At 56.9% G+C, this 26,995-nt stretch carries 21 protein-coding genes; 10 read left to right on the top strand and 11 right to left on the bottom strand.

Going from position 1 to position 26,995, the window contains the following annotated elements; all coding sequences use genetic code 11:
* Positions 1–23 precede the first annotated feature (23 nt).
* Positions 24–878 (bottom strand): pantoate--beta-alanine ligase, encoded by an 855-nt coding sequence (panC, locus tag J9880_RS03870; RefSeq protein ID WP_095924697.1) that lies wholly within the window; start codon positions 876–878, stop codon positions 24–26.
* Positions 879–892: 14 nt separating this feature from the next.
* Positions 893–1,687 (bottom strand): 3-methyl-2-oxobutanoate hydroxymethyltransferase, encoded by a 795-nt coding sequence (panB, locus tag J9880_RS03865; RefSeq protein WP_119827057.1) that lies wholly within the window; start codon positions 1,685–1,687, stop codon positions 893–895.
* Between the two features lie 157 nt (positions 1,688–1,844).
* Here panB and qseB point away from each other — a divergent pair, with 157 nt between their 5' ends.
* Together qseB and qseC are read left to right on the top strand one after the other, a co-directional pair.
* Entirely contained in the window at positions 1,845–2,522 is a 678-nt protein-coding gene (gene qseB, locus J9880_RS03860; RefSeq protein WP_133823174.1) for a quorum sensing response regulator transcription factor QseB, read from the top strand.
* Between the two features lie 5 nt (positions 2,523–2,527).
* The gene (gene qseC, locus J9880_RS03855; RefSeq protein WP_165497968.1) at positions 2,528–3,886 is read left to right on the top strand and encodes a quorum sensing histidine kinase QseC; all 1,359 of its coding nucleotides are present in this window, start codon (positions 2,528–2,530) and stop codon (positions 3,884–3,886) included.
* Between the two features lie 5 nt (positions 3,887–3,891).
* Here qseC and folK read toward each other — a convergent pair whose 3' ends face one another.
* The 6 genes from folK to thpR form a co-directional block, all read right to left on the bottom strand.
* A complete protein-coding gene (gene folK / locus J9880_RS03850) occupies positions 3,892–4,371 on the bottom strand; it encodes a 2-amino-4-hydroxy-6-hydroxymethyldihydropteridine diphosphokinase (RefSeq protein WP_095924700.1) in 480 nt (159 codons plus the stop codon).
* A complete protein-coding gene (gene pcnB, locus J9880_RS03845) occupies positions 4,368–5,693 on the bottom strand; it encodes a polynucleotide adenylyltransferase PcnB (protein ID WP_205948428.1) in 1,326 nt (441 codons plus the stop codon). Before pcnB ends, folK begins: the two co-directional genes overlap by 4 nt.
* Before the next feature lie 519 nt (positions 5,694–6,212).
* The gene (gene gluQRS / locus J9880_RS03840; RefSeq protein WP_232770106.1) at positions 6,213–7,097 is read right to left on the bottom strand and encodes a tRNA glutamyl-Q(34) synthetase GluQRS; all 885 of its coding nucleotides are present in this window, start codon (positions 7,095–7,097) and stop codon (positions 6,213–6,215) included.
* A gap of 63 nt (positions 7,098–7,160) precedes the next feature.
* Positions 7,161–7,616, bottom strand: a complete 456-nt coding sequence (gene dksA, locus J9880_RS03835) for an RNA polymerase-binding protein DksA (RefSeq protein ID WP_095924702.1) — start codon at positions 7,614–7,616, stop codon at positions 7,161–7,163.
* A gap of 229 nt (positions 7,617–7,845) precedes the next feature.
* The gene (sfsA, locus tag J9880_RS03830) at positions 7,846–8,565 is read right to left on the bottom strand and encodes a DNA/RNA nuclease SfsA (RefSeq protein WP_232770105.1); all 720 of its coding nucleotides are present in this window, start codon (positions 8,563–8,565) and stop codon (positions 7,846–7,848) included.
* 41 nt (positions 8,566–8,606) lie between these two features.
* The gene (gene thpR / locus J9880_RS03825) at positions 8,607–9,149 is read right to left on the bottom strand and encodes an RNA 2',3'-cyclic phosphodiesterase (protein WP_131693868.1); all 543 of its coding nucleotides are present in this window, start codon (positions 9,147–9,149) and stop codon (positions 8,607–8,609) included.
* 96 nt (positions 9,150–9,245) lie between these two features.
* Between thpR and hrpB the strand changes: the two genes are divergently transcribed.
* From hrpB to fhuB, 6 genes are all read left to right on the top strand, one after another.
* Complete coding sequence (gene hrpB / locus J9880_RS03820) at positions 9,246–11,690, top strand: ATP-dependent helicase HrpB (protein WP_232770441.1); 2,445 nt, start codon at positions 9,246–9,248, stop codon at positions 11,688–11,690.
* A gap of 206 nt (positions 11,691–11,896) precedes the next feature.
* On the top strand, positions 11,897–14,530 hold the full coding sequence (gene mrcB, locus J9880_RS03815) for a bifunctional glycosyl transferase/transpeptidase (RefSeq protein WP_119827045.1): 2,634 nt from the start codon (positions 11,897–11,899) through the stop codon (positions 14,528–14,530).
* Between the two features lie 293 nt (positions 14,531–14,823).
* Positions 14,824–17,052 (top strand): ferrichrome porin FhuA, encoded by a 2,229-nt coding sequence (gene fhuA, locus J9880_RS03810; protein ID WP_232770104.1) that lies wholly within the window; start codon positions 14,824–14,826, stop codon positions 17,050–17,052.
* Between the two features lie 208 nt (positions 17,053–17,260).
* A complete protein-coding gene (gene fhuC, locus J9880_RS03805) occupies positions 17,261–18,073 on the top strand; it encodes a Fe3+-hydroxamate ABC transporter ATP-binding protein FhuC (RefSeq protein WP_095924708.1) in 813 nt (270 codons plus the stop codon).
* Between the two features lies 1 nt (position 18,074).
* Positions 18,075–18,977 carry a Fe(3+)-hydroxamate ABC transporter substrate-binding protein FhuD gene (fhuD, locus tag J9880_RS03800; protein ID WP_095924709.1) on the top strand — a complete coding sequence of 301 codons (903 nt, stop codon included), beginning with the start codon at positions 18,075–18,077 and terminating at the stop codon, positions 18,975–18,977.
* A complete protein-coding gene (fhuB, locus tag J9880_RS03795; RefSeq protein WP_131693865.1) occupies positions 18,974–20,962 on the top strand; it encodes a Fe(3+)-hydroxamate ABC transporter permease FhuB in 1,989 nt (662 codons plus the stop codon). Before fhuD ends, fhuB begins: the two co-directional genes overlap by 4 nt.
* Positions 20,963–21,129: 167 nt before the next feature.
* Here the strand turns inward: fhuB and J9880_RS03790 are convergent, their stop codons facing one another.
* Positions 21,130–22,503: an IS4 family transposase gene (locus tag J9880_RS03790; protein WP_119822411.1), complete on the bottom strand. Its 1,374-nt coding sequence runs from the start codon at positions 22,501–22,503 to the stop codon at positions 21,130–21,132.
* Positions 22,504–23,001: 498 nt separating this feature from the next.
* Complete coding sequence (gene hemL, locus J9880_RS03785) at positions 23,002–24,282, bottom strand: glutamate-1-semialdehyde 2,1-aminomutase (protein WP_095924711.1); 1,281 nt, start codon at positions 24,280–24,282, stop codon at positions 23,002–23,004.
* Positions 24,283–24,468: 186 nt separating this feature from the next.
* On the opposite strand from hemL, the gene clcA reads away from it, so the two are divergent.
* Positions 24,469–25,932, top strand: a complete 1,464-nt coding sequence (gene clcA / locus J9880_RS03780) for a H(+)/Cl(-) exchange transporter ClcA (RefSeq protein ID WP_232770440.1) — start codon at positions 24,469–24,471, stop codon at positions 25,930–25,932.
* An 88-nt stretch (positions 25,933–26,020) separates the two neighbouring features.
* Complete coding sequence (gene erpA / locus J9880_RS03775; protein WP_013576932.1) at positions 26,021–26,380, top strand: iron-sulfur cluster insertion protein ErpA; 360 nt, start codon at positions 26,021–26,023, stop codon at positions 26,378–26,380.
* A 138-nt stretch (positions 26,381–26,518) separates the two neighbouring features.
* Here the strand turns inward: erpA and J9880_RS03770 are convergent, their stop codons facing one another.
* Positions 26,519–26,764 carry a hypothetical protein gene (locus J9880_RS03770; RefSeq protein ID WP_095924713.1) on the bottom strand — a complete coding sequence of 82 codons (246 nt, stop codon included), beginning with the start codon at positions 26,762–26,764 and terminating at the stop codon, positions 26,519–26,521.
* Positions 26,765–26,995: the final 231 nt, after the last annotated feature.

The following is a 26,995-nucleotide window of genomic DNA, read 5'->3' as shown; positions in this document are numbered from 1 at the left end:
GTTGCCCATTTGACCTGCGCTGTCTACTGCGTCAGATCAACCTCCTGATTATCAATCAGTCGCGCTTTACCCAGCCATGCTGCCATCAGGATCACCGCTGAGGTGCTGTCGACGGACAATTCCTGCAAGGTTTTCGCATCACGGATAAACAGTTCGTCCGGCGTGAAGCCCGCTTCGCGAAGCTGCTGCGCGGTTTCCTGCAACATTTCGTCGGTATGACGTTCACCCTGGCTCAGACGTTCCGCCAGCGCGTTCATGATTTTGTTCAGTTGCGGCGCAAGCTTACGTTCTTCGGCCGTCAGATAGCCGTTACGGGAACTGAGCGCCAGACCGTCTTTGGCGCGCACAATCGGCACGCCGACAATCTCGATGTCGTAACCCATGTCTTCCACCATGGTGCGCAGCAGCGCCAGTTGCTGGAAGTCTTTCTGGCCGAAACAGGCCACCTGCGGCTGCACCAGATTGAACAGCTTGCTGACGATGGTCGAGACGCCACGGAAATGTCCCGGACGGCTCGCGCCTTCCAGAATGGTGGAAATCACCGGCACATCGACCTGCGTCTGGGTCGCCAGCCCTTTCGGGTACACTTCTGCCGGAGAAGGGGCGAACACCAGATCCACACCGCGCTTATTCAGCTTCTCGCAATCTTCCTGCAAGGTGCGCGGGTAACGTTCCAGATCATCCGGACGCTCAAACTGCATCGGGTTAACGAAAATACTCACGACCACCACGTCGCCACGCGCTTTGGCTTCTTCCACCAGCGTCATGTGGCCTTCGTGCAGGTTGCCCATCGTCGGCACCAGCGCGATGCGTTTGTTGTTCTTGCGGAAATCACGGATTTCGCGACGCAGCAGCGCCACGCTGTCAATTATCAGCACCAGCCTTCTCCCGTTTATTTAAAGGAATGTTCTTCGCCCGGATACACGCCCTGCGCGACCTGATCGACATACAAACGCACCGCGCCACGAATATCGCCCGCTTCGCTGAGGAAGTCTTTGGCGAATTTTGGCGTATGGCCGCCGGTGATGCCGAATGCGTCGTGCATCACTAAGATCTGCCCGTCAGTCACATTACCCGCGCCAATGCCGATCACCGGAATGCTCAGTTCTTCGGTCACGCGGCGCGCCAGATCCACCGGCACACACTCCAGCACCAGCAGTTGCGCCCCGGCTTCTTCCAGCATCATCGCATCTTTGATCAGCTGATTGGCCGCCACTTCGTCGCGACCCTGCACTTTATAGCCGCCGAAAATGTTCACTGACTGCGGCGTCAGCCCCAGGTGGCCGCACACCGGCACGGCGCGTTCGGTCAGCATACGGACCGTGTCACACAGCCAGCTGCCGCCTTCCAGTTTGACCATATTGCCGCCCGCGCGCATCAGCACGGCGGCGCTTTCAAACGCCTGCTCTGGCGTGGCGTAACTCATGAACGGCAGGTCAGCCAGCAATAACGCCTGAGGCGCGCCACGGCGCACACAGCGGGTGTGATAAGCAATGTCTTCTACCGTGACCGGCAGCGTGGAATCCTGCCCCTGAACGACCATGCCCAGAGAATCGCCGATCAGCATCACTGAGATGCCCTGTTCCGCAAACAACTGCGCGAAACTGGCGTCGTAGGCGGTAATGGTCGCAAATTTATGTTTTTCCTGCTTCCATTGGCGAAGCTGGCTCAATGTGGTGGGTTTCATGACACGTACCTTTGAATAATTCATCGGATGAATATGATGCCGGTATTCTACTGTATGAGCAGGAAGGCAGACAGCAAGTTCGACAGGCGGCAGGGTGATCCCCGTCTTAAGAAGTGATTAAGAAGCGTCGCCTATAATGAAAAAAACGGAGGGAACCATGCGAATTCTACTGATTGAAGACGACAAAATGATCGGCGACGGCATCAGGGCCGGGCTGACAAAACTGGGTTTTACGCTCGACTGGTTTACCGACGGGCTGACCGGCAAGGCGGCGCTCGACAGTGCGCCTTACGATGCCGTGGTTCTCGATCTCAGCCTGCCGGGGATGGACGGCATGGCGTTGCTGCGCGAATGGCGGAAGGCCGGTCGCGATACGCCGGTGCTGATCCTGACCGCGCGCGATGCGCTGGAAGAGCGCGTCAGCGGATTGCAGGCCGGTGCCGATGATTATCTGTGTAAACCGTTCGCGCTGGTGGAAGTGGCCGCCCGATTGCAGGCGCTGATCCGCCGCCGTCACGGCGTGGTGACCCCGAAAGTGACCCATGGCGCGGTGGAATTCGATCCCGCTGCCCGCAGTGTGACGCTTCACGGCGAGACGGTGACGCTGACGCCGCGCGAAGTGACGGTGCTGGAGCTGTTTCTCAACAACAAAGGCCGCGTGCTGGCGCGAACGCTGATTCAGGAAAAACTCTACAACTGGGACGACGAGGTCAGCAGCAACGCGGTGGAAGTGCATATCCACCATCTGCGCAGCAAACTCGGCAAAGGCTTTATCCGCACCGTGCATGGCGTGGGATATACGCTGGGCGACGCACCGGCAGGAGAACCGGCGTGAGGGAACTGAGAAACCTGAGTCTGCGCCTGCGCCTGATCCTGCTGTTTTCGGTGCTGGCGCTGCTCACCTGGCTGATCGCCAGCGGTGTGGCCTGGCATCAGACCCGCAAACACATCAACGAAGTCTTTGATACCCAGCAGATGCTGTTCGCCAAGCGACTGGCGGCCACCGGTCTGGGCGACCGCCTCAACCTGCAAAAAGATGCCGAACTGCCGGACACCAAAAAAATGGTCCGCAAAGGCTCGCGCGGTCATACCGATGACGATGCGCTGACCTTTGCCATCTTCAATCTTCAGGGGCGGATGCTGCTCAATGACGGCGAAAACGGCAAGCGCATCCGCTTTGACGGTGACACGCAGGGCTTTAGCGATGCCGGGCTGAGAGGAGACGACGATGCCTGGCGCATGGTCTGGCTGACCTCGCCGGACGGACAATATCGCGTCGCCGTCGGGCAGGAGCAGGATTACCGCAATGACATGGCATGGAGTCTGGTCAGCGGCCAGCTGACGCCGTGGCTGGCCTCGCTGCCGGTATTGTTACTGGCGCTGATTGTGATGGTGACCCTGGAACTGCGGCCGCTGCGCCGCGTGGCGGAAGGACTGCGTCAGCGTTCGCCTGAAGACGCCACGCCGATTGATGCCGCAAAGCTGCCCGGTGAAGTGTTGCCGCTGGCGAACGCGCTGAATTCCCTGTTTGACCGTACCCGTGAAATGCTGGTGCGCGAACGCCGGTTTACCTCGGACGCGGCGCATGAGCTGCGCAGCCCGCTGGCCGCCTTGCGGGTGCAGACGGAAGTGGTGCAGCTTTCCGGCGACGATGCCCTGATGCGCGAACATGCGCTGGAGAACCTGACCACCAGTATTGATCGCGCCACGCGGCTGGTGGATCAGTTGCTGACCCTGTCGCGTCTGGAAAGCTTTTCCCGACCGGAAGAACTGGAACGTATCGACTGGTCAATGCTGATCGCCCAAAGTCTGGCAGAGCAGGATCACCGCGCCCACCGTAAAGGCATCGAACTGCGGTTTGAAGATCAGGGCGTGCCGTTCCCGGTGCGCGGGCAATCGCTGCTGCTGTCGCTGATGGTGCGCAATCTGCTGGATAACGCCATCCGCTATTCTGCGGCCGGAACCTGCGTCACCGTGCGGCTGGACGGGCAGGGGATCACCGTGGAAGATCAGGGGCCGGGCATGAGTGATGAACATCTGGCGCGTCTGGGAGAGCGTTTTTACCGGCCACCGGGACAGGAGCAAACCGGCAGCGGATTAGGGATTTCGATCGTGCAACGGATCGCGCAGTTACATCATCTGAAGGTGGTTTATAAAAATAAGGCAGAGGGCGGACTGGAAGTGCGGGTAAGTCGCTGAGCGACTTACCATGTCGTCAGGCCATTCAGCGGAACGCGGGCAAGCAGGCTTTGCAGCGTTTCGCCATCCGGAAACACCAGTTCAGGTGCCAGATCGGCCAGCGGATACAGCATAAACTCGCGGTTTTTCATGTCGTAATGCGGCACCGTTAAACGCTCGGTGTTGATCACCTGATCGCCGTAAATCAGCATATCCAGATCCAGCGTCCGGGGTCCCCAGCGTTCAGCCTTGCGGACCCGGCCCTGATTTTGCTCAATCCCCTGTGTGCAATCGAGCAATTCTTCCGGCGGTAATAACGTATCCAGCGCCACGACGGCGTTCAGATAGTCGGGTTGATCTTGCGGCCCCAGCGGTTTACTGCGGTAAAACGGGGAGGCGGCCACAAAGCGGGTGCGCGGCAAATGTGCCAGCGCCTCCAGCGCACAGTTTACCTGGTCAAGCGGACGGGCAAGATTACTGCCCAGCGCCAGGTAAACGCGGATCATTGACCGCCGTCCTTACGCGGAGCCCGTTTACGCGGACGGCGCGTGCGTGCACGGCGTGCCGGTGCCGCGTCGTCACCGAGCGTACCGAGCATGTTTTTCTGCGAAGCCGGTGTCGCTTCCTGGAACTCGCCCCACCATTGCGCCAGACTCTGCAATTCGCGGTGTTGTTCGACTTCAGCACGCAGCACCAGTAAATCATACGCCGCGCGGAACTTAGGATGTTCCATCAGCTTATGCGCACGTTTGCCCTGACGACGTGACAGACGCAGTTGCAGCGCCCAGATGTCACGCACCAGTGTGGTAATACGTTTCGGAATCGCCAGCGTACGGCACTGCTCGTCGAGTACATCGTTCATCGCCAGTGCGAACGCGTCGTAATAAGTCAGTCCGCCTTCCTGCGCCAGTTTCTGAGCATGCTCAATCACCGGATACCACAGCATGGCCGCAAACAGGAACGCCGGATTCACGCGCTGATCGTTATGCAAACGGTGGTCGGTGTTTTTCAGCACCTGCAGCAGAATATGTTCCATCGGGCTGTCACCCTGCTCAGTAAACTGGCGGGCAATCAGCGGGAACAACGGCTGGAACAGCTGGTATTCGCAAAGCTTTTTATAGGTTTCCAGACCGTAACCGGACTGCAACAGCTTCAGCGATTCTTCAAACAGACGTGCCGGCGGGATTTCCTGTAACAGCGTCGCCAGACGTGGGATCGGCCCGGCGGTTTCCGGACTGATGGTCATGTTCAGTTTGGCTGCGAAACGCACCGCGCGCAGCATACGCACCGGATCTTCGCGGTAACGGGTTTCCGGATCACCGATCAGACGGATGATGCCATTTTCCAGATCGCGCAGACCGCCGGTGTAATCGCGCACGGTAAAGTCCGCGACACCGTAATACAGGCTGTTGATGGTGAAGTCACGGCGCTGGGCGTCGTCTTCAATGGTGCCGAAAATGTTGTCGCGCAGCAGCATACCGTTCACGGCCTGCTGGGAAACGTTTTTGTCTTCGGTTTCTTCGTGCTGTTCGTGGTGACCACGGAAAGTGGCCACTTCGATGATTTCCGGGCCAAACATCACGTGAGCCAGACGGAAACGACGACCGACCAGACGGCAGTTGCGGAACAGTTTACGTACCTGATCCGGCGTGGCGTTGGTGGTGATATCGAAGTCTTTCGGTTTTTTATCCAGCAGCAAATCACGCACGCCGCCGCCGACCAGGAAGGCTTCAAAGCCAGACTTGTTCAGACGGTACAGGACTTTCAGGGCGTTTTCGCTGATATCGCGACGAGAGATGTTGTGCTCATCGCGGGGAATAATGGTCATCGCGCGGGTTTCACCGGCGTAATCAAATGACGGACGCGGTTTCTGCACATGTTCGACAGAAGAACGCGGGGCGCGCGGTTCGTTGCGCCCGGCACGCGGATCGTTATGACGATCGCCACGGGCGTCAGTGCGTTCGCCACGCGGCTGATACGGCGAGGAACGGCGGTTGTTATTGTTGCGGCGCTCACCGCGGTTCGCATTGTCTTCCCGACGGCCGCGGTTTTCACGGCGTTGTTCGTCGTCACGACGTTCAGGATTTTTTGCCTTCACATTGCCTTCGGCCACAGGAGACGGATCACGACGGGAATTCTCCTCGCGACGGGGTTCTCCTTGAAGCGCGGCGTCGTCATGAACAGCCTTTTCTTCACGAACGACTTTATCTTCACGAACTAGCACCTTACGGCAAAAATTGGCTACTCGGGTAAAAATGGTACACCTCGATAGTGACTGAAAAAATTGGCGTGACGCAAAAACAGCGGCTAATCATAGCTCACGACAGGCGCTTTGAGAATGCCGAAGTCACATCTGCTGCGCATTAGCGCGCTGACGGGGTATCTGCGACGGCGTCCAGTGCGTTGTTGCCCAGCGTAATAATAAAGGCAAAGTGTGATCCTGCCAGTTTTCCGGCAGCGTTTGGCCTAAAAATTTCAGGGCGTTAACGATCACCGGTCGCGGATCGCCTTCGGGCAGCGCAGGCGCGTGATTTTGCTTGGAAAGTTTGTCGCCATGCTCATTAAGCGCCAGCGGCAAATGCAGATAGCCCGGCTGCGGATAACCCAGATGCTGATACAGCGACATCTGGCGCACGGTGGGTTCAATCAGATCCGCGCCGCGCACGATATGATTGACGCCCTGAAAATGGTCATCGACCACCACCGCCAGATTATAGGCAAACAGCCCGTCGCGGCGGCGGATAATAAAATCTTCTTCAGCCAATCTGGCATTGGCGTGCAAATGTCCCTGAAAATCATCATCAAAACCGTACACCGGCAGGGTCTGACGCAGGCGGATGGCGGCATTTTGCGGGCTGAGGTTCAGGTCACGGCAGTGGCCGTCATAAGTGCCGCCGTTCTGCGCAATACGCTGGCGGGTGCAGGTGCAGTAATAGCTTTTCTGCTGCTGAAACAAGTCGTCGAGCACAGCGCGGTATGCGTCGTGGCGTCTGGATTGCCATACCACTTCGCCATCCCATTCCAGCCCGTAGCGTTCCAGCGTCGCCAGAATACGGTCAGCAGAGCCGGGGATTTCACGCGGCGGATCGATATCGTCAATACGCACCTGCCAGATGCCATTTTGCGCGCGGGCATGCAGATAACTGCCAAGGGCGGCGATCAGGGAACCAAAGTGCAGGTCACCGGAAGGTGAGGGAGCGAAACGGCCTGTGTAGTGTTGTGCTTGCGGCATAAGAATGGGGGACAGAGTTTAAAAGGGAACGCGGTGCATGACGCACCGCGTGGAACCCGGGACTTAGCCAGCCATCTGCTTTTCGCGGATTTCTGCCAGAGTCTTACAGTCGATACACAAATCAGCAGTCGGACGTGCTTCAAGACGGCGGATGCCAATCTCAACGCCACAGGAATCGCAGTAACCGAAATCCTCGTCTTCCACTTTTTTCAGTGTTTTTTCAATCTTTTTGATCAGCTTACGTTCACGGTCACGGTTACGCAGTTCGAGGCTGAATTCTTCTTCCTGAGCGGCACGGTCGACCGGATCAGGGAAGTTCGCAGCTTCGTCCTGCATGTGCGTAACGGTACGATCCACTTCATCCCTGAGCTGATTGCGCCATGCTTCAAGAATCTTTTTGAAGTGAGCCAGCTGAGCGTCGTTCATGTACTCTTCGCCCGGCTTCTCTTGGTATGGCTGCACCCCAGCAATAGCGAGAATGCTCAAGGACGACGTCTTACGGGTTTGGCCTTCTTGCATGATGCTTCTCCTACATAACACGCACTATGTTCATCCGCTTTTTATGCCGCATATGACTGCAACATGCAGGCTTCGAACATTTCGATCCCCAACGGGGGAAAAAATCAGGCCGCTATAAATAACAGAAGGCAACGAGGTTGGCAATTATTCCTCGCAGGTGCTTGACAAGCCTGTGAGGAAAAGCGTATTCGCGACCTGTTTTTTATGCCGCCGACAGGTTAATACAGGGTTATCCGTTCAATGATGTCGTCACCAGCGGTAATCTTTTTGTGAGGCGGATACCCTCAGCAGAAAGTTCAGCACCGTAGCACATCACTTCAACACCCTTCTTTTGAACATACGTCAGTAATTCGGTATAACGCGGATCAATATGGTGTGCTGCGGACACGCTTTCAATGCCTGAATGTAAAACAGCGAAGAAAAGTACCGCCCGCTGCCCCTGTTCTGCCATCGACTGTAATTCGCGTAAATGCTTCTGACCGCGCAGTGTGACTGCATCGGGAAAGAATCCCCCTTCCTGTTGCAGTAACGTGACAGATTTCACTTCAATATAGCAGTCAGGTTGATTTTCTGCCTGTAACATCAAGTCTATACGGCTGTTTTCCGCGCCATATTTTACCTCTGCGGTTAATTTACTGTAACCGGATAATTCCGCTATTCGCTGCTCAAGAATCGCCTCGCGCACCAGCTGATTTGCCCGCAGCGTATTGACGCAAATCCAGTGATTTTGCCGGGTTTCGGTCAGTTCCCAGCTGTGCGGATATTTGCGTTTGAGATTGTCGGAAGTGGAATACCAGACGGTGTCGCCCGGTGTGGCACAACCGGTCATTGCGCCAGTGTTGGCGCAGTGCAGGGTCAGTTCCGTGCCGTCGGGCGTGATCACATCCGCGAGAAAACGTTTGTAACGTTTGACCAGAGTGGCAGGTTGAAGCGCAGGCTCGAAGTGCATGAAAGTTTCCGTGTGAAATCTTTGAGTAAAATGAAGCAACGTCAGGCGGACGACGTTTCGCCCAGCGGCCAGGATTGCAGGCAGCGGTAACGGGTACGCCCCCGCTCAAACAGGGATTCGTACAAACTGAATTCAGTGGCTTCCAGTGGCCAGCCGGGCGTGGTCGGGGGAATGGCGACCGGACGCGTCGCGCTGCGGTACAGCGACACATGCGGATGAAACGGCAGTGTACTCTGATGGCAACCGTTGCGTGCCGCGTGAGATCGCAAAACGGACGCCAGCTGCAATAAGGCGTTGGGCGCGCGCTTTGTGCCAATCCACACCACGCCGGATCCCGGCCAGTGGCCGATATCATCGAGTTGCAGGCTGAATTTCTGCCCCTGAATGCGTCCCGCCACGCGGGTCAGTGCGGCTTCTTTGATGGCGCTGACTTCCCCGAGAAACGCCAGCGTAATGTGCAGATTGGCCGCCGCGACCGGACGCCCTGTTTCAGCCGGAAACTGATCCGCACGCCATTGAATCACGTGTTTCTGCAATTTTGCAGGCAGTGATAAAGCAAAAAACAAGCGGCGTTCGGCAGACATAGCGTTTCCTGGGCAGACAAATCACGGCAACATGCCGGATGTGGGGCTAAATGCTACAATGCCCGCCGTTTAATGTTAACTCTCATGGAGAATTCATTGTCTTCTTTGCCGGTCAGCGCCGTACTCGAACCGCTTTTAGCCGCCCTGCAACAGGCACCCCAGGTCCTGCTGCTGGCACCGACCGGTGCCGGTAAATCCACCTGGTTGCCGTTGCAGTTGCTGAAACAGGCTAACCTGCCGGGCAAAATCCTGCTGCTTGAACCGCGCCGTCTGGCGGCGAAAAACGTCGCTTTCCGTCTGGCGCAGCAACAGGGGGAAACGCCGGGGCAAACGGTGGGATATCGCATGCGTGCCGAAAGCAAAACCAGCAGCGCGACCCGCCTCGAAGTGGTGACGGAAGGCATTCTCACCCGCATGGTGCAGGCGGATCCGGAACTGACCGGCGTATCGCTGGTGATCCTCGATGAATTCCATGAGCGCAGTTTGCAGGCCGATCTGGCGCTGGCGCTGTTGCTCGACGTGCAAAATGCCCTGCGTGATGATTTGAAAATCCTGATTATGTCGGCGACGCTCGACAACCTGCGTTTGTCCTCCTTGCTGCCGGATGCGCCGGTGATCGAATCCGCAGGCCGCAGTTTTCCGGTGGAGCGCCAGTACCTTTCTCTTGCCACGCACGAACGGCTGGACGAAGGCGTCGCGCGCGTGGTCAGCCGCCTGATGAGTGAAAATCACGGCTCGATGCTGCTGTTTTTACCGGGCGTGGCGGAAATCACCCGCGTGCAAAATTTACTGACCGGCAGGCTGGCGCAGGATGTCGATCTCTGCCCGCTGTACGGCGCGCTGTCGTTAGAACAGCAGCAAAAAGCCATTCAGCCTTCCCCCGCCGGACGCCGCAAAGTGGTGCTGGCGACCAACATTGCCGAAACCAGTCTGACCATCGAAGGCATCCGTCTGGTGGTCGACAGCGGTCTGGAACGCAGCGCGCAGTTTGATCCGCGCAGCGGCCTGACGCGGCTGGTGACGCAGCGCATCAGTCAGGCCTCGATGACCCAGCGCGCGGGCCGTGCCGGACGTCTGGAGCCGGGCATGTGCTGGCATTTGTTCAGCAAGGAGCAGGCGGAACGTGCCAGCGCGCAGGCGGAAGCCGAAATCCTGCAAAGCGATCTGAGCAGTTTCTGGCTGGAATTATTGCAGTGGGGCTGTCAGGATCCGGCACAACTTCAGTGGCTGGATACGCCACCGGCCGCCGCGCTGTCAGCCGCCAAAAACCTGTTACAGCAACTTGGCGCGACCGGTGCGCAGGGCAAACTCACCGCCGCCGGACAGCGTATGGCGCAACTGGGCTGTGAGCCACGGCTGGCGGCGATGCTGATATCAGCCGCTGCACAAAGCCCCGATGCGCTGGCCACGGCGGCGCTGCTCGCGGCCATGCTCGAAGAACCGCCACGCGGCGGATTGCCGGATCTGGACTACTGGTTCAGCCGTCCGCAGGGCAACTGGCAGCGGCGGGCAAAACAGCTGGCGCAGCGTACCGGTGCAAAAAGCGGTGAGCCGGATGCCTCGCTCGCGCCGTGGTTACTGGCGCGGGCATTCAGTGATCGTATTGCGCAACGCCGCGGTGAAGACGGCCGCTATTTACTGGCGAACGGACTCGGCGCCTCGCTGCCGCAGGATGACGGATTAACCCGGGCGCCGTGGCTGGTCGCGCCGCAGTTATTGCAGGGCAACAACAGCCCGGATGCCCGCATTTTGCTGGCGATGGCGCTGGACATCACACAACTGCCGTCACGCCTGCCCGATGTCGTTAAAGAACAGACGGCGGTGGAATGGGATGAGGAAAAAGGCACGTTGCGCGCCTGGCGACGCTGGCAGATCGGACGGCTGGTGCTGAAAGCCAACCCGCTGGCAAAACCGGACGATGAGGAGCTGCAACAGGCGCTGATCGACTGGATCCGCACGCAGGGTTTACAGGCGCTGAACTGGTCGGTGGCGGCAGAACAACTGCGCGTGCGACTTCTCTGCGCCGCAAAATGGTTGCCGGAAGCGGACTGGCCAGCGGTTGACGATCAGGCTTTGCTCGACGGTCTGGAACGCTGGTTACAGCCTTCTTTACAGGGCGTCCGCTCGTTAAAATCGCTGCAACAGGTTGATTTACATGATGCCTTGTTAAGGTTGCTGGACTGGCAACAGCGTCAGCGTCTGGACAGCGCGTTACCGACCCATTACACCGTGCCGACTGGCAGTCGTCTGCCAATCCGTTATCATGCAGACCAGCCACCGGCACTTTCAGTGAGAATGCAGGAGATGTTCGGCGAGCAACGCAGCCCGCAACTGGCGGAAGGCCGCGTTGCCGTGGTACTGGAACTGCTGTCTCCGGCACAGCGTCCGTTGCAGATCACTGCCGATCTGGCGGCGTTCTGGCAGGGCTCGTACCGTGAAGTGCAGAAAGAAATGAAAGGGCGCTATCCGAAACATCCGTGGCCGGACAATCCGGCGCAAGCGCTGCCGACGCGGCGCACCAAGAAGTCTTCAGCACCCTGATGAAATGTGCATGAAAAGCACAATTTTTCAGACATTTCTTCTGTGCGAAATCTAAAGCGGGGCACAGAGTAAGCGCCTTGCGGCCTGAATTCAGGCCAGAGAGATTATCTGTTTGAAATATCGCGTTTTTTGAATGCTAAAATGAAAATGACTCAGCTAAGCAGAATCATTATGACGAACACAGCAGCACGTTGGGAGATTGACTGATGTCTGGCGATGATCGCGAGCCGATTGGCCGTAAAGGTAAACCTGCCGGGCGCAAGCCTGCGCGGGCTCGTCCCGTTCGCCGTAGCCGTCGGGATGACGACTATGAAGAATACGAAGAGGAAATCGATGACGAGTATGAAGATGATGATGACTACGAAGAAGAACGGGAGTCGCGCATGAGCCGTAAAGCGCCGCCGCGTAAAGCGAGTAAAGGCGGCAAGAAAAGCAAGAAGCGCCGTCTGTTCTGGTTGTTAGTCAAACTGTTTGTCGTCTTCCTCATTTTGCTGGGGATTTACGCGGTTTATCTCAACAAGCAAATTCACGACCGTATTGATGGCGGTAAAGTCTGGCAACTGCCTGCGGCGGTGTATGGCCGTCAGGTCAACCTTGAGCCGGATATGTCGATCAGCAAAGCCGAAATGGTCGGCCTGCTGGAAGGCACGCAATACCGCGAAGTGACGCGCATCACCCGTCCGGGCGAGTTTACAGTGCACGCGAATTACATCGATTTGCTGCGTCGTCCGTTTGATTTCCCGGAAGGGAAAGAAGGGCAGGTGAATGCCCGTCTGATGTTTGACGGCAACAGCCTGTCAGAGATCAAAAATCTGGATAACCAGCGTGATTTCGGGCTGTTCCGCCTTGATCCGCGTCTGATCACCATGTTGCAGGCATCTAATGCCAACGGTGAACAGCGTCTGTTCGTGCCGCGTTCCGGTTTCCCGGATTTGCTGGTCGATACCCTGCTGGCGACGGAAGACCGTCATTTCTATGAACACGACGGCATCAACTTCTATTCCATCGGCCGTGCGGTGCTGGCGAACCTGACCGCCGGTCATGCGGTGCAGGGCGGTTCAACGCTGACGCAGCAGCTGGTGAAAAACCTGTTCCTGACCAACGAGCGTTCACTGAGCCGTAAAGCGCGTGAAGCGATTATGGCGATCCTGCTGGATGCGGATTACAGCAAAGACCGCATTCTTGAGCTGTACCTGAACGAAGTGTATCTCGGCCAGAGCGGTTCCGATCAGATCCGCGGTTTCCCGCTGGCGAGCCTGTATTACTTTGGCCGTCCGGTGAACGAACTGAGTCTGGATCAGCAGGCGTTACTGGTCGGTATGGTGAAAGGCGCGTCGCTGTATAACCCGTGGCGTAACCCGCAGATGGCGCTGCAACGCCGTAATCTGGTGCTGCGTTTGCTGGTCGAGCAGAAAGTTATCGATCAGGAACTGTATGACATGCTGAGCGCGCGTCCGCTGGGCGTACAGCCGAAGGGCGGGGTGATTTCGCCGCAACCGGCGTTTATGCAGATGGTCCGTCAGGAACTTCAGGCGAAACTGGGCGATAAAGTTCAGGACATGTCCGGGGTGAAAATCTTCACCACGCTGGATCCGATTTCTCAGGATGCGGCGGAAAAAGCGGTCGAGGAAGGCATTCCTTTACTGCGTAAGAAAAGCGGCCTGAATGACATTGAAACGGCGATGGTCATTGTTGACCGTTATACCGGCGAAGTGCGGGCGATGGTCGGCGGCGCGGAAACGCAGTTCGCGGGCTTCAACCGTGCGATGCAGGCACGCCGCCAGGTTGGCTCACTGGCGAAACCGGCGACCTATCTGACCGCGTTGTCTCAGCCGGATAAATACCGTCTGAATACCATTCTTGCCGATCAGCCGCTGACCCTGAAACTGGCGAACGGCCAGACCTGGTCGCCGAAAAACGATGACCATCAGTTCCGTGGTCAGGTGCTGCTGGTGGATGCGCTGGCGCGTTCGATGAACGTCCCGACGGTTAATCTGGGGATGGCAGTCGGGCTGGATAACATCACCAAAACGCTGATTGATTTGGGGATCCCGAAAGAATCCCTGAACCAGACGCCGTCGATGCTGCTGGGTGCGATTGCGCTGACGCCGATGGAAGTCGCGCAGGAATACCAGACCATTGCCAGCGGCGGCAACAAAGCGCCACTGTCTGCGGTGCGCTCGGTGATTGCGGAAGACGGCACGGTGCTTTATCAGAGCTTCCCGCAGGCCATCCGTGTGATCCCGTCGCAGGCGGCGTATCTGACGCTGTATGCGATGCAGCAGGTGGTGCAGGAAGGGACATCCCGCGCATTAGCTAACAAGTTCCCGAAACTGCATCTGGCGGCGAAAACCGGGACCTCCAACGAACTGCGTGACAGCTGGTTTGCCGGTATCGATGGCAATCAGGTGGCGATCACCTGGGTTGGCCGCGATAACAACGGCCCGTCTAAACTGTGGGGTTCTACCGGTGCGCTGGTGCTTTACGGACGCTATCTGGAAAACGGCACGCCTCAGCCGCTCGATCTGCAAATGCCGGAAGGCATCAATACGATGAATATTGATGGCAGCGGTAACTTTGTCTGCGGCGGCGACAGCGGCGGCTTGCTGGGCGGGAGTGGCGCGGTGCGTTCAATTCCGGTCTGGACTGATTCACCGGATGCCATGTGTCAGGCGTCAGTGAGCGCGGTTCAGCAACAGCAGCAACAACAGATGCAGCAGCAGCAACAGCAACAGCAACAACAGCAGCAATCCGGGCAACAGCCTCAGTCTCAGGATGAGAAAAAAGACAGCAACGGTGTGGCGGGCTGGATCAAGGATATGTTTGGCTCAGGCAACTGATAAACGATTGATTCAATAAACCTAAAAGGCGCAATGAGAATTGCGCCTTTTTTATTTGCCGGTCTTCATCCCAATTTACCCGCCATAATTTACATTTCCCGCAAGCTTGTCACATTCATTCCCGTTTAATTTATAGGCGTTTTTACCCATGTTTAACATGGGGATACTTTTTATTCATTCGGACAATCTATGCATTAAATAGGCTTGCAGCCGCGTAAGCATTGAGCATAATATGCGACGGTCATAATAATAATTATCGTTTACATTCCCATTACTCCTCCAGAGATTATGCAATGGCTTCTCAACGCTCGCTTTCAAACTCAGTCCAAAAAGGCGCATTCAAGCGTCGGACGTTAGCTTTAACCATTACCGCAGCACTCAGCGCCACCGCGTTCTACGCAGGTGCCGCGACCACAGCGCCTGCCACTGAAGACACCATCAACGTGACCAGCTCGGCAATGGCCGAAGCGGCACCCGAATCTGCGTGGGGGCCGGCGGCCACTATCGCGGCAAAACACAGCGCGACCGGCACAAAAACCGACACGCCACTGGTGAAGACGCCACAATCTATTTCCGTGGTCACCCGCGAAGAAATGGACATGAAGCAGCCTGTCACCGTGAAAGAAGCGCTGGGCTACACAGCCGGTGTGTTTGCCAGCCGCGGCAGCTCTAACACCATTGATGCCATGGCAATCCGTGGCTTCACTTCTGTGAACACCAACCAGTATCTCGACGGCATCAAACTTCAGGGGGATAACTACTCCGAAGTCTCGATGGATCCGTACATGCTTGAGCGTGTTGAACTGCTGCGCGGACCGTCTTCTGTCCTGTACGGCAAAAGTAACCCTGGCGGCGTTGTCAGCATGGTCAGCAAGCGTCCGACCACCGAACCGCTGAAAGAAGTGCAGTTCAAAATGGGTACAGACAACCTGTACCAGACCGGTTTTGACTTCAGCGATGCGATTGATGACGCAGGTGTCTATTCCTACCGTCTGACCGGCGTGGCGCGCAGTCAGGATGCACAGCAGGAAATGGCGAAAGAAAAACGTTATTCGATTGCGCCGTCTTTCTCATGGCGTCCTGATGATAAAACTGACTTCACCTTCCTGAGCAATTTCCAGAACGATCCGGATGCGGGATACTATGGCTGGTTGCCGCGTGAAGGCACCGTGGTGCCGTATTACGACGCCGACGGGAAAGCCCACAAGTTGCCGACCGATTTCAACGAGGGTGAAGCGGGTAACCGCATGTCCCGCACTCAGAAAATGGTCGGTTACAGCTTCGCACATCAGTTTGATGATACGTGGACGGTTCGTCAGAACCTGCGTTACACCAAACTTGATACTGAATATAAATCTGTCTATGGCTTCGGTTACCTCGGTAACGGCAACATTACGCGCAGCTATGTTCAGTCCAAAGAGAAGCTGGCGAACTTTGACGTCGATACACAGGCTCAGGCTAAATTCGGCACCGGCGATGTTGATCACACCCTGCTGGTCGGTGTTGATTACATGCGTATGCGTAACGACATTGACGCCGATTACGGCAGCGCAAGTAACCTGAATCTGGCGAATCCGCAATATGGCAACGGCAACGTGTCCCTGTACTTCCCGTATCAGATCCTTAACCGTCAGGAACAAACTGGCCTGTACGCGCAGGATCAGGCTGAATGGAACCAGTGGATCCTGACCCTCGGCGGCCGTTACGACTTCGCGAAAAGCTCAACCTACACCCGCACGGCCGACAGCGCGTCGCAGATTAATGACCAGCAGTTCACCTGGCGCGGTGGCCTGAACTACCTGTTCGACAACGGTATTTCGCCATACTTCAGTTACAGCGAATCCTTTGAACCGACCGCGGGTGCTTCCAAAGAAGGGCAACCGTTCGATCCTTCCATGGGTAAACAGTACGAAGCCGGGATCAAATACATTCCGAACGATCGTCCGATCAGCGTGACGGCAGCGGTTTACCAACTGACGAAAGACAAAAACCTGACGGCCAACCCGTCTGATGCTGCCTTCAGCGTTCAGTCCGGTGAAATTCGTTCGCGTGGTCTGGAACTGGAAGCCAAAGCGGCGGTTAACGCCAACATTAACGTGACGGCGTCTTACACCTATACCGATGCCAAATACACGCATGACACCAATTTCGAAGGCAAACGTCCTGTTGAAGTGCCCGCAAATATGGCCTCTCTGTGGGCGGATTATACCTTCCACGAAACGGCGCTCAGCGGTCTGACCCTCGGTTCCGGTGTGCGTTATGTCGGTGCCAGCTCCAGCTTCTACACCACCAATGGCGTAAATGCAGACAAAGCCAATGAAGCCTTCAACGTCTCTTCCTACACGCTGGTGGATGCGACGGTGAAATACGATCTGGGTCGCTTCGGCATGCAGGGTTCTTCCGTTGGCCTGAACATTAACAACCTGCTGGATCGCGAATATGTCGCCAGCTGCTACCGCGATTACGCCTGTTACTGGGGTTCGGATCGCCAGGTCGTAGCCACCGCCACATTCCGTTTCTGATATCCGTCGTACTTCAGGCTGCAGATGCGTTGACGGCGTTCGTTCACCCCGGTCACTTCGTTGACTAAGCGCCCGGGGATTCGCGCACTTGTCGGCTGTCTGCAACCAGAATTACTGAGGATATCGATGGAGTCGTAAGCACCAAAATCCGGGCACGCAGGTCGTGCCCGTTTCCTGTTCTCAACCAGATGTCGACGTAGAAAATCTTATGCCTGATAACAACGTACATCCGTCTTCCCCGCTGCCAGACAGCGTCTTCCGCCTGCAGGACGTGAGTTTCAGCGTCCCGGGACGCACGCTTCTCGCGCCATTATCCCTGACCTTTGCGCAGGGCAAAGTGTGTGGCCTGATCGGTCACAACGGGTCGGGGAAATCGACGTTGTTAAAAATGCTCGGGCGGCATCAGTCCGCGACATCCGGAACGATTTACCTCAATGAAACGCCGCTGGCGCAGTGGGACAGCAAAGCCTTTGCGCGTCAGGTGGCGTACCTGCCACAGCAACTTCCTGCCGCAGAAGGTATGACCGTGCAGGAACTGGTGGCGATTGGCCGCTACCCGTGGCACGGCGCGCTCGGGCGTTTCAAACATCAGGATAAAGAAAAGGTCGAAGAAGCCATTGCGCTGGTCGGCCTTAAACCCTTCGCGCACCGTCTGGTGGACAGCCTCTCCGGCGGCGAACGTCAGCGCGCCTGGCTGGCGATGATGGTGGCGCAGGACAGCCGTTGCCTGCTGCTGGATGAGCCGACGTCTGCGCTGGATATCGCGCATCAGAAAGACGTGCTGGCGTTGATCCAGCGTCTGAGCCGTGAAAAAGGCTTAACCGTGATCGCGGTGCTGCATGACCTGAACATGGCCGCCCGTTATTGCGATCAGCTGATGGCGTTGCGCGGTGGCGAAATGATTGCACAGGGCGCGCCGGAAGAGATGATGCGCGGCGATGTGCTTGAACAAATTTATGGTATTCCGATGGGTATCCTGCCGCATCCTGCGGGTGGCGCGCCGGTGAGCTTCGTATACTGATATGTCTGATATTTCAAACTTTTCCGGATTAACCCGTCGCCGTCTGTTGCAGATGATGGCGCTTTCCCCGTTGCTGACGTCGCTGCCTGCGCTGTCGGCGTCGCGCCCCGATCTCAGCCGCATTGTTACCCTCGAATGGTTGCCCACCGAGTTGCTGATAGCACTCGGCGTGATGCCGCTGGCGATTGCCGATATCCGCAATTACAACACCTGGGTGGTTGAACCGCCGCTGGCACCGGGCGTGATTGACGTCGGTCAGCGTACTGAACCGAACATGGAACTGATCCAGCAACTGAAACCCTCGCTGCTGCTGATCACCACCGGTTACGGCCCGACCATCAGCCAGCTTGAATCCATCGCGCCGGTGCTGGGCGTTAAAGCTAACGACGGCTCGGCAAAACCGCTCAATCTGGCGATCAGTTCCCTGCATAAACTGGCCGATACCCTCGGTTTACAGGATCGTGCGGAAACGCATTTGCAGCTTTACCGCGACACTCTGGCGCAGACCCGCGAGCAACTGAAGCCCGTCGCGCAGCAGCCGTTATTGCTGATCACCTTTATCGATACGCGTCATGTGCTGGTGTTTGGTGTGGGCTGCATGTTCGATGAAGTGATGAGCGAACTCGGACTGACCAACGCCTGGCAAGGCGAAGGCAGTTTCTGGGGCAGTGTCTCGGTCGGCGTCGAGCGACTGACCAGCATTAAAAATGCCCGCGTATTGTGTTTCGAACACGACAACGCCGACATGATGGCCGCCGTCGCGAAAACGCCCCTCTGGCAATCCATGCCGTTCGTGCGCGCAAACCAGTTCAGCATCGTGCCTGCCGTGTGGTATTACGGCGCCACTTTCAGCGCGATGAATTTTTGCAAATTGTTAACCCGCACCCTGGGGAAACCCCTATGAGCCGCCGTTCGCTCAGCGTGTCGCTGATCCTTCTGATTATTCTGACGCTGGCCGCCGGTGCGCTCAGCATTTACAACCTTCATCAGCAACTGCCTTATGCGCAGTGGCGCGGCGCATTGTGGCAGCCGGATATCGATAACGTTCAGCAGATGCTTTTCCACTACAGCCTGCTGCCGCGCGTCGCCGTGGCCTTGCTGGCGGGGGCCGGACTGGGGCTGGTCGGTCTGTTGTTTCAGCAGGTTTTACGCAATCCGCTGGCGGAACCCGCGACGCTTGGCGTCTCGGCGGGCGCGCAGCTCGGCCTGACCGTCGCCACGTTGTGGGCGCTGCCGGGCGGGATGATCACTCAGCAGTTTGCCGCCATGGCCGGGGCTGTGGTCATCGGTGCGCTGGTGTTTGGTATCGCCTGGGGCAAACGTATGTCACCGGTCACGCTGATCCTCGCCGGTCTGGTGCTCGGCTTGTATTGCGGTGCGGTGAACGGCCTGATCGGCATCTTCAACTATCAGAACCTGCAAAGCCTGTACATGTGGAGCAGCGGGGCGCTGAACCAGCAGGACTGGGATGTCGCGAATTTCCTGCTGCCGCGCCTGATTATTGTCTGGCTGCTGGCGTTTCTGTTGCAGCGGCCGATGACCCTGCTTGGGCTGGATGACGGCGTCGCCAAAAACCTCGGTCTCGGGCTGTCAGCGGCGCGTCTTGCTGTCCTGACGCTGGCGATCCTGATGAGTGCGCAACTGGTCAATGCGGTGGGCATCATCGGCTTTATCGGCCTGTTTGCACCGCTGCTGGCAAAAATGCTCGGCGCGCGTCGTCTGCCTGCGCGCCTTATTCTGGCACCGGTGATCGGTGCGCTGCTGTTGTGGCTCACCGATCAGGTGATGCAGTTTATCACCCCCTTCTGGATGGAAATTCCGACCGGTGCCGCCACGGCGCTGGTGGGCGCGCCGCTGCTGTTATGGCTGCTGCCGCGTCTGCGCAATAACATGACACCGCCGCCGATGGATCAGGGCGACCATGTGCCCGATGAACGTCAGCATCTGGTGCGCTGGGTGTCGCTGGCGCTCGCCGTGCTGTTCCTCGGCCTGATGGTCGCGCTGATGGCCGGACGCAACGCGACCGGCTGGAGCTGGTCAACCGGTGCCGATTTACAGGCGCTGCTGCCGTGGCGCTTACCGCGCGTGCTGGCGGCGCTGGCGGCGGGCGTGATGCTGGCCTCGTCCGGCGTGCTGATCCAGAAACTCACCGGCAATGCGATGGCCAGTCCGGAAGTGCTGGGGATCAGTTCCGGCGCGGCGACCGGCGTGGTAGTGATGATGTTTATCGTGCCGGGCGATGCGTTTGTCTGGCTGTTGCCGGCGGGCAGTGCCGGTGCGGCGCTGACGTTGCTGGTGATTATGGTCACCTCGGGATTGCGCAGTTTCTCTGCCGAACGCATGTTGCTGACCGGTATCGCGCTCAGTACCGCGTTCACCACGTTGATGACGTTATTGCTGGCGAGCGGCGATCCGCGCATGGGCGGCCTGCTGACCTGGCTCTCAGGCTCGACTTATTCTGTCACTGCCGCCACCGCGTGGCGCACGCTGGCTCTGGCTGCGGTCACCATGATGATTGTGCCGTTCTGCCGACGCTGGATTAACATCCTGCCGCTGGGCAGCGTGACGGCGAGATCGGTGGGTCTGGCGCTGACACCCACCCGGGTGGCGATCCTGTTGCTGGCAGCGGTGATGACGGCTGCCGCGACACTGACGGTCGGGCCGCTGAGTTTTGTCGGCCTGATGGCACCGCATATGGCCCGAATGATGGGGTTCCGCAGGGCAATCCCGCAGTGGATGGTCGCCAGTGTGCTTGGCGGTTTGCTGATGGTCTTTGCGGACTGGTGCGGACGGATGATCATCTTCCCGGATCAAATCCCCGCCGGTTTGCTCGCCACCTTTATCGGCGCACCGTACTTTATTTATCTGCTGAGAAAGCAGGCGAAATAGAAAGTTTCAGCGAATAAAAAAGGGAGATGTTGAGAACGGATCTTTCTTTGGAAGTGGCTTTTTTCCTCCCCTTCGCAGGGGAGGGAGTTAATCGTGTTTTGCACTCAGCTGCAATAAAACCTGAACTGATTTTGGTCATGCTCCTCCCCCTGCGAACTGTCTCTTGATCAGATCTCCTGATCAAGAGACTTCGCAAGTTTGTAGCCTTCAACGATATCCTGCAGCTTGAACCAACCTTCCCACATTACTATCCAACCCGCGCGACCCGTACGTTTGCTGTCATACCAATGGCCCATTTTCGCCAGCGCCAGATAGGCCCATTTCAGGTTCGGTGCTTTTTTCGGCAGCGTTTTTCCTTCCTGTTTGACCCACAGCAACTTCCACTCTATTGGGCTCAGCACCTGCTCACAGGACTCATTCAGCGTTTCTTCACTCAGGCCACCTTGCCTTAACGCCAGCACGCGTACCGCGATGAACGCAAGGATCACCATCATTCGCTCCAGATTATCCCGCGTTTGCATGCGCAGTGTTTCAACCTGCGTGCCGCCACTTTTCCATGCTTTATGGTATTCCTCGATCAGCCAGCGGCGTTCGTAATAGCTGATGATCTGCCGCGCCTGTGCTGCATTTTCTACCTGTTCTGACGTCAGTAAGTGCCAGCAGGCACCACCTTCCACGCCTTCGCGACAGCAGATATAGGTCACGGGCAATAAGGTTCCTGACCCGTTCGGATGTTTGATTTGGACCGTACTGTAACTGACGAACATCTGTGCCTGCCGCGCAGCCCGTCCGCCTTTTTGCACCACATTCAGTGTGTGGCTGCCTGCTTCTGTCAGGGTATCAGGCAAGTCGAAGAGTTTATTTTCATCCCCTTCGAGCCGGCGATTTTGCGCCGCCCGGACGACGAACCGCTGGCCGTGGCTGATTTTATAATCGAGGTACTGCCAGATATCGGCTTCACGATCGCAGACTGAGATAACGCGCGCCTGCGTATCGCCGAGGCGCTGTGCCATCAGTTCAGAAGCCTGTTGCCATTTAAAGCTTTCCTTCTCTTCGTAAGGTCGCTGTTTTCTAAGATGTTTCATTCCGTAATCGGCGGTGTCACGGGTCCAGCGTTGCTGTGCGATCAGCCCGACCATGCGGGCGGTGTCAGGCGCATATAGCAGAACGGAGTGCGCAAGCAGGCCATGCGTTTTTTGCTGAGTTGAGGTATTTCCGAGGTCTTCGTACGCGCTGGGGTGGCTGAAGTTGATCGTCGTTGTATCTTCCAGGGCAAGAAGAAGTGGACAGGCCTGAGCGGCTTTTGCCGTTGCGATGAATCCGGCGTCAGCAATGGCGTCAGGTGTGATATTAGGGTTACGCAGAAGGCGATATGCTCCTTCCACTTCAGCAGGAGAATGGGATGATTTCACGATAGAAAGTCCGGCATGTTGAGCAAGTGAGGTGGCCAGAGTGACGAGACGGCGGGTACGGCGTAAATCGCCAAGCGCAGCAAGCCCGAAAATCCCTTTAGCCCATGAATAACAATCAGATAGCACCATACTAAAAACCCAGGAAGGAGAATATAAAGAGGATCACTGGAGACGAAAAAAGTTCAAAAAAATCCCGGGCATTCATGCCGGGGATTTGTGTATAAGAGACAGCCCTGCGAAGGGGGAGGTTGGGAGGGGGTTTTAAATACAAAGCAATGAGTTAAAGCACACTTTGAATTTGGTTTTTGACCTTAATACCCCACCCCAGCCCTCCCCTTCGCAGGGGAGGGAGCTGATCGTGTTCCGCACTCAGCTGCAATAAAACCTGAACTGATTTTGGTCATGCTCCTCCCCCTGCGAAGGGGGAGGTTGGGAGGGGATTTTAAATACAAAGCAATGAGTTAAAGCACACTTTGAATTTGGTTTTTGACCTTAATACCCCACCCCAGCCCTCCCCTTCGCAGGGGAGGGAGCTGATCGTGTTCCGCACTCAGGTGCAATAAAACCTGAACTGATTTTGGTCATGCTCCTCCCCCTGCGAAGGGGAGGAGCCGACTTGACCAGATCTTAAAGCTTAGCGAAACAGCGACGTGCGGCGTCGATGGTGCGCTGGATGTCTTCCTGAGTATGAGCGAGAGACATAAAGCCTGCCTCAAACGCGGAAGGAGCCAGATACACGCCTTCTTCCAGCATCAGATGGAAGAACTTTTTGAAACGCTCAACGTCGCATTTCATCACATCCTGATAGCAGGTCACGGTTTCTGCGTCGGTGAAGAACAGGCCGAACATGCCGCCGACGTGGTTCACCACGAACGGAATGTTTTCTTCCTGCGCCGCCTCCAGCAAGCCTTCTGCCAGTTGGGTGGTGCGCTCCGTCAGGGTCTGATGAACGCCCGGCTGCGCGACCTGCGTCAGGCAGGCGATACCCGCCGCCATCGCAATCGGGTTACCGGAAAGCGTACCCGCCTGATAGACCGGACCGGTCGGTGCCAGCGCCTCCATCACGTCGCGACGACCGCCAAAGGCACCCACCGGCATCCCGCCGCCGATGATTTTGCCCAGACAGGTCAGATCCGGCGTAACGTCGTAGTACTCCTGAGCACCGCCCAGCGCCACACGGAAACCGGTCATCACTTCGTCGATGATCAGCAGCGCGCCGAATTCATCACAAATCTTGCGCAGACCCGGCAGGAATTCCGGCAGTGGCGGCACGCAGTTCATGTTGCCCGCGACCGGCTCAACGATGATACAGGCGATGTCGTCAGGGAATTGTTCGAACGCAGCGCGGACGGAATCCAGATCGTTATACGTACAGGTCAGCGTGTGTTTGGCGAAATCTGCCGGAACGCCCGGGGAGTTCGGCTGGCCGAGGGTCAGCGCGCCGGAACCGGCTTTCACCAGCAGGCAGTCAGCGTGGCCGTGATAGCAGCCTTCGAATTTGACGATTTTATCGCGATGCGTGAAGCCGCGCGCCAGACGGATGGCACTCATCGTCGCTTCGGTGCCGGAGTTCACCATGCGCACCATGTCCATGCTGGGTACCAGACCGGTCACCAGTTCGGCCATTTTCACTTCCATCTCGGTCGGCGCGCCAAAGCTCAGGCCGCGTTCAGCCGCTTCGATCACCGCATTGCGGATGTCGGCATTGTTATGACCAAGCACCATCGGCCCCCATGAACCGACATAATCGATATAGGCTTTGCCATCGGCATCAAACAGGAAAGCGCCGTCAGCGCGCGCGATGAATAAGGGGACGCCGCCGACGCCGGAGAAGGCACGTACCGGCGAGTTAACACCGCCCGGGATTAGCGCTTGCGCCTGCGTGAACAGACTTTCTGACTTACTCATTATTCGGCTCCTGAATTGCTGGGTTCAATATGTCTCGGAAAAATTTATGCGCCCATTCTAGTGAACTGAGCGGCGTTATCAAACCGTAAACCGTACGGCATTTTGTTGCAGATCCTGTCAGGACGGCAATTTGTATGATTAAATTCATTCATCTTCCATAACCTTTTCTGTATATCCCTTTCCGTGATGAATGAATCAGACACTGAAATTTTAGCGGATGCACCGGTGCGTGGCCCCCGCAAACGCAGCGAAATCCTGCGTCTTGTACTGCGCCGTGATAAAACGCCGGTCACCATTTTGCTTGTCGCTGCCGTGGTCGGTACGGTCGCCGGTTTACTCGGCGTGGCGTTCGAGAAGGCGGTGAACTGGGTGATGGCGATCCGGCTTTCCGGGCTGGGCGTCCTCAGCGATTACTGGATCCTGCTGTGGCCGCTGACGTTTGTGTTCTCCGCCGCGCTGGCGATGGTCGGCTACTATCTGGTGCGGCGTTATGCCCCTGAAGCGGGTGGCTCGGGCATTCCCGAAATTGAAGGTGCGCTGGAGGAGTTGCGGCCGGTGCGCTGGTGGCGGGTGATCCCGGTGAAATTCTTTGGCGGCATGGGCACGCTCGGCGCGGGTATGGTGCTGGGCAGGGAAGGGCCGACCGTACAGATGGGCGCAAACGTCGGGAAAATGATGGTGGATATTTTCCGGCTGCGCAGCGCGGAAGCGCGGCACTCTCTGTTGGCGACGGGCGCAGCAGCGGGGCTTTCTGCGGCCTTCAATGCGCCGCTGGCCGGGATCTTGTTTATCCTCGAAGAGATGCGTTTGCAGTTCCGTTACAGCCTGATCTCGATAAAAGCGGTGTTTATCGGGGTGATCATGTCGAGCATCGTTTTCCGTATTTTTAACGGCGACGGCGCAGTGATTGAAGTCGGCAGGCTGGCGAATGCGCCGCTCAATACGCTGTGGTTGTATCTGGTGTTGGGCATGGTGTTTGGTGTGGTCGGCGTCTGTTTTAACGCCCTGATTTTCCGCACGCAGGACATGTTTGCCCGCGTACATGGCGGAAATCTGCGCAAGATCCTGATTATCGGCGGCATACTGGGCGGCTTCTGCGGCCTGCTCGGGCTGGTACATCAGGAAGTGACCGGCGGCGGTTTCGCGCTGATCCCGCTGGCGGCTGCGGGGAAATACAGCCTGATGATGCTGCTGGTGATTTTTGTTGTCCGCGTGGTGACCACGCTGCTGTGCTTTGCTTCCGGCGCGCCGGGCGGGATTTTTGCCCCGATGCTGGCGCTCGGAACATTACTCGGTACGGCTTTCGGCACGGCGGCACTGGCGTGGTTCCCGCAATACGGTATTCAGCCCGCCACCTTTGCCATCGCCGGGATGGGCGCGTTATTTGCCGCCAGTGTGCGCGCACCGCTGACCGGGATCGTGCTGGTGCTGGAGATGACCGATAATTATCAGCTGATTTTACCGATGATCATTACCTGTCTCGGCGCGACCTTGCTGGCGCAGTTTTTGGGCGGTAAGCCCTTGTATTCCGCCATATTGACCCGCACCTTACAGAAGCAGGAACGCGAGAATGCTGAAAAAGCGCAGGCAGATGTCGTCGCCGAAGGCATCAATAAGCAGGACAGCGCAGCCAAAAATGCCCATACTTGAAGCATTAACTCAGGTATAAGATAATGAGTATATTATTCAGACAGTCAATCCGGCGGCCTGAACAAATGCGGATTGGGAGTGAGAAATTATGAGTGAAGCATTGTTGAATGAAACAACCGCGTTGCCGTTACAGTTTACTGAGGCCGCTGCGCGTAAAGTGAAAAACCTGATTTCCGACGAAGAAAACCCGAACCTGAAACTGCGCGTGTACATCACCGGCGGCGGTTGCAGCGGATTCCAGTACGGTTTCACCTTTGACGACAAAATTAATGACGGCGACATGACCATCGAAAAAGCCGGTGTGGCGCTGGTGGTTGACCCGATGAGCCTGCAATATCTGGTCGGCGGTTCGGTGGATTACACCGAAGGACTGGAAGGTTCACGTTTCGTGGTGACTAACCCGAATGCAAAAACCACCTGTGGGTGCGGCTCTTCCTTCAGCATCTGATTACCCTTCAAGCCCGAATGATTTAGGGTAAAGATTTTGTAGAAATTAAAAGCCCGTTTGCTGATAGCAGACGGGCTTTTTTTATGGTCAAACTTTGTGAGGGAAGGGCGCTCAGGTAAGTGAGCATTCACAAGGGGGTTACCATTCGACGGTTACCAGCTTCGAATCCATGCTGATGCCGGGAACGGCGGTGAGCATCATTTCGCTGATGTGGGGCTGCATCATCGTCCGGCTGGCGCAGGTGACGGACGTGCCGCTGTGTGCCGCATCAATCTTGCAACTGGGCAGGATCGTCAGACTGACACCAATCTGGCCGCCCACCATGCCCGCGACCGCAAACAACGGGCTCAGGGCGAGCAGCGCGCTGAGTAAAAGAGCTTTCATTATTGTTATTCCTGCTGGTGTAGAACGATAAAATCAGCCTGGCTGAAAAGGTTATCGGTCTAAATTTTACGGCCTTTAATCCGGATTTCTTATGATCGGGAAATAAGTCACGTTTTTATCGTGTATCGCGCCGTTATTCTTATTATTTCGTTTGTAATACAAAGAGATAATGTTAAAGCGAGGGCTGGCAACGTACGTAGGATTTTACGCCGGATATGCTACCAGATGACA

This window comes from Rahnella victoriana, assembly GCF_021276285.1.
GTDB lineage: Bacteria > Pseudomonadota > Gammaproteobacteria > Enterobacterales > Enterobacteriaceae > Rahnella > Rahnella victoriana.
The sequence above is the reverse complement of the archived record's forward strand: the minus strand, read 5'-3'. Positions and strand labels throughout refer to the sequence as shown.

Coding starts and splice junctions, on each gene's coding strand:
- panB (WP_119827057.1), bottom strand. CDS start 1,687: ATGAAACCCACCACATTGAGCCAGCTTCGCCAATGGAAGCAGGAAAAA.
- qseB (WP_133823174.1), top strand. CDS start 1,845: ATGCGAATTCTACTGATTGAAGACGACAAAATGATCGGCGACGGCATC.
- folK (WP_095924700.1), bottom strand. CDS start 4,371: ATGATCCGCGTTTACCTGGCGCTGGGCAGTAATCTTGCCCGTCCGCTT.
- pcnB (WP_205948428.1), bottom strand. CDS start 5,693: ATGACCATTATTCCCCGCGATGAGCACAACATCTCTCGTCGCGATATC.
- gluQRS (WP_232770106.1), bottom strand. CDS start 7,097: ATGCCGCAAGCACAACACTACACAGGCCGTTTCGCTCCCTCACCTTCC.
- dksA (WP_095924702.1), bottom strand. CDS start 7,616: ATGCAAGAAGGCCAAACCCGTAAGACGTCGTCCTTGAGCATTCTCGCT.
- sfsA (WP_232770105.1), bottom strand. CDS start 8,565: ATGCACTTCGAGCCTGCGCTTCAACCTGCCACTCTGGTCAAACGTTAC.
- thpR (WP_131693868.1), bottom strand. CDS start 9,149: ATGTCTGCCGAACGCCGCTTGTTTTTTGCTTTATCACTGCCTGCAAAA.
- mrcB (WP_119827045.1), top strand. CDS start 11,897: ATGTCTGGCGATGATCGCGAGCCGATTGGCCGTAAAGGTAAACCTGCC.
- fhuA (WP_232770104.1), top strand. CDS start 14,824: ATGGCTTCTCAACGCTCGCTTTCAAACTCAGTCCAAAAAGGCGCATTC.
- fhuC (WP_095924708.1), top strand. CDS start 17,261: ATGCCTGATAACAACGTACATCCGTCTTCCCCGCTGCCAGACAGCGTC.
- fhuD (WP_095924709.1), top strand. CDS start 18,075: ATGTCTGATATTTCAAACTTTTCCGGATTAACCCGTCGCCGTCTGTTG.
- fhuB (WP_131693865.1), top strand. CDS start 18,974: ATGAGCCGCCGTTCGCTCAGCGTGTCGCTGATCCTTCTGATTATTCTG.
- J9880_RS03790 (WP_119822411.1), bottom strand. CDS start 22,503: ATGGTGCTATCTGATTGTTATTCATGGGCTAAAGGGATTTTCGGGCTT.
- hemL (WP_095924711.1), bottom strand. CDS start 24,282: ATGAGTAAGTCAGAAAGTCTGTTCACGCAGGCGCAAGCGCTAATCCCG.
- clcA (WP_232770440.1), top strand. CDS start 24,469: ATGAATGAATCAGACACTGAAATTTTAGCGGATGCACCGGTGCGTGGC.
- erpA (WP_013576932.1), top strand. CDS start 26,021: ATGAGTGAAGCATTGTTGAATGAAACAACCGCGTTGCCGTTACAGTTT.
- J9880_RS03770 (WP_095924713.1), bottom strand. CDS start 26,764: ATGAAAGCTCTTTTACTCAGCGCGCTGCTCGCCCTGAGCCCGTTGTTT.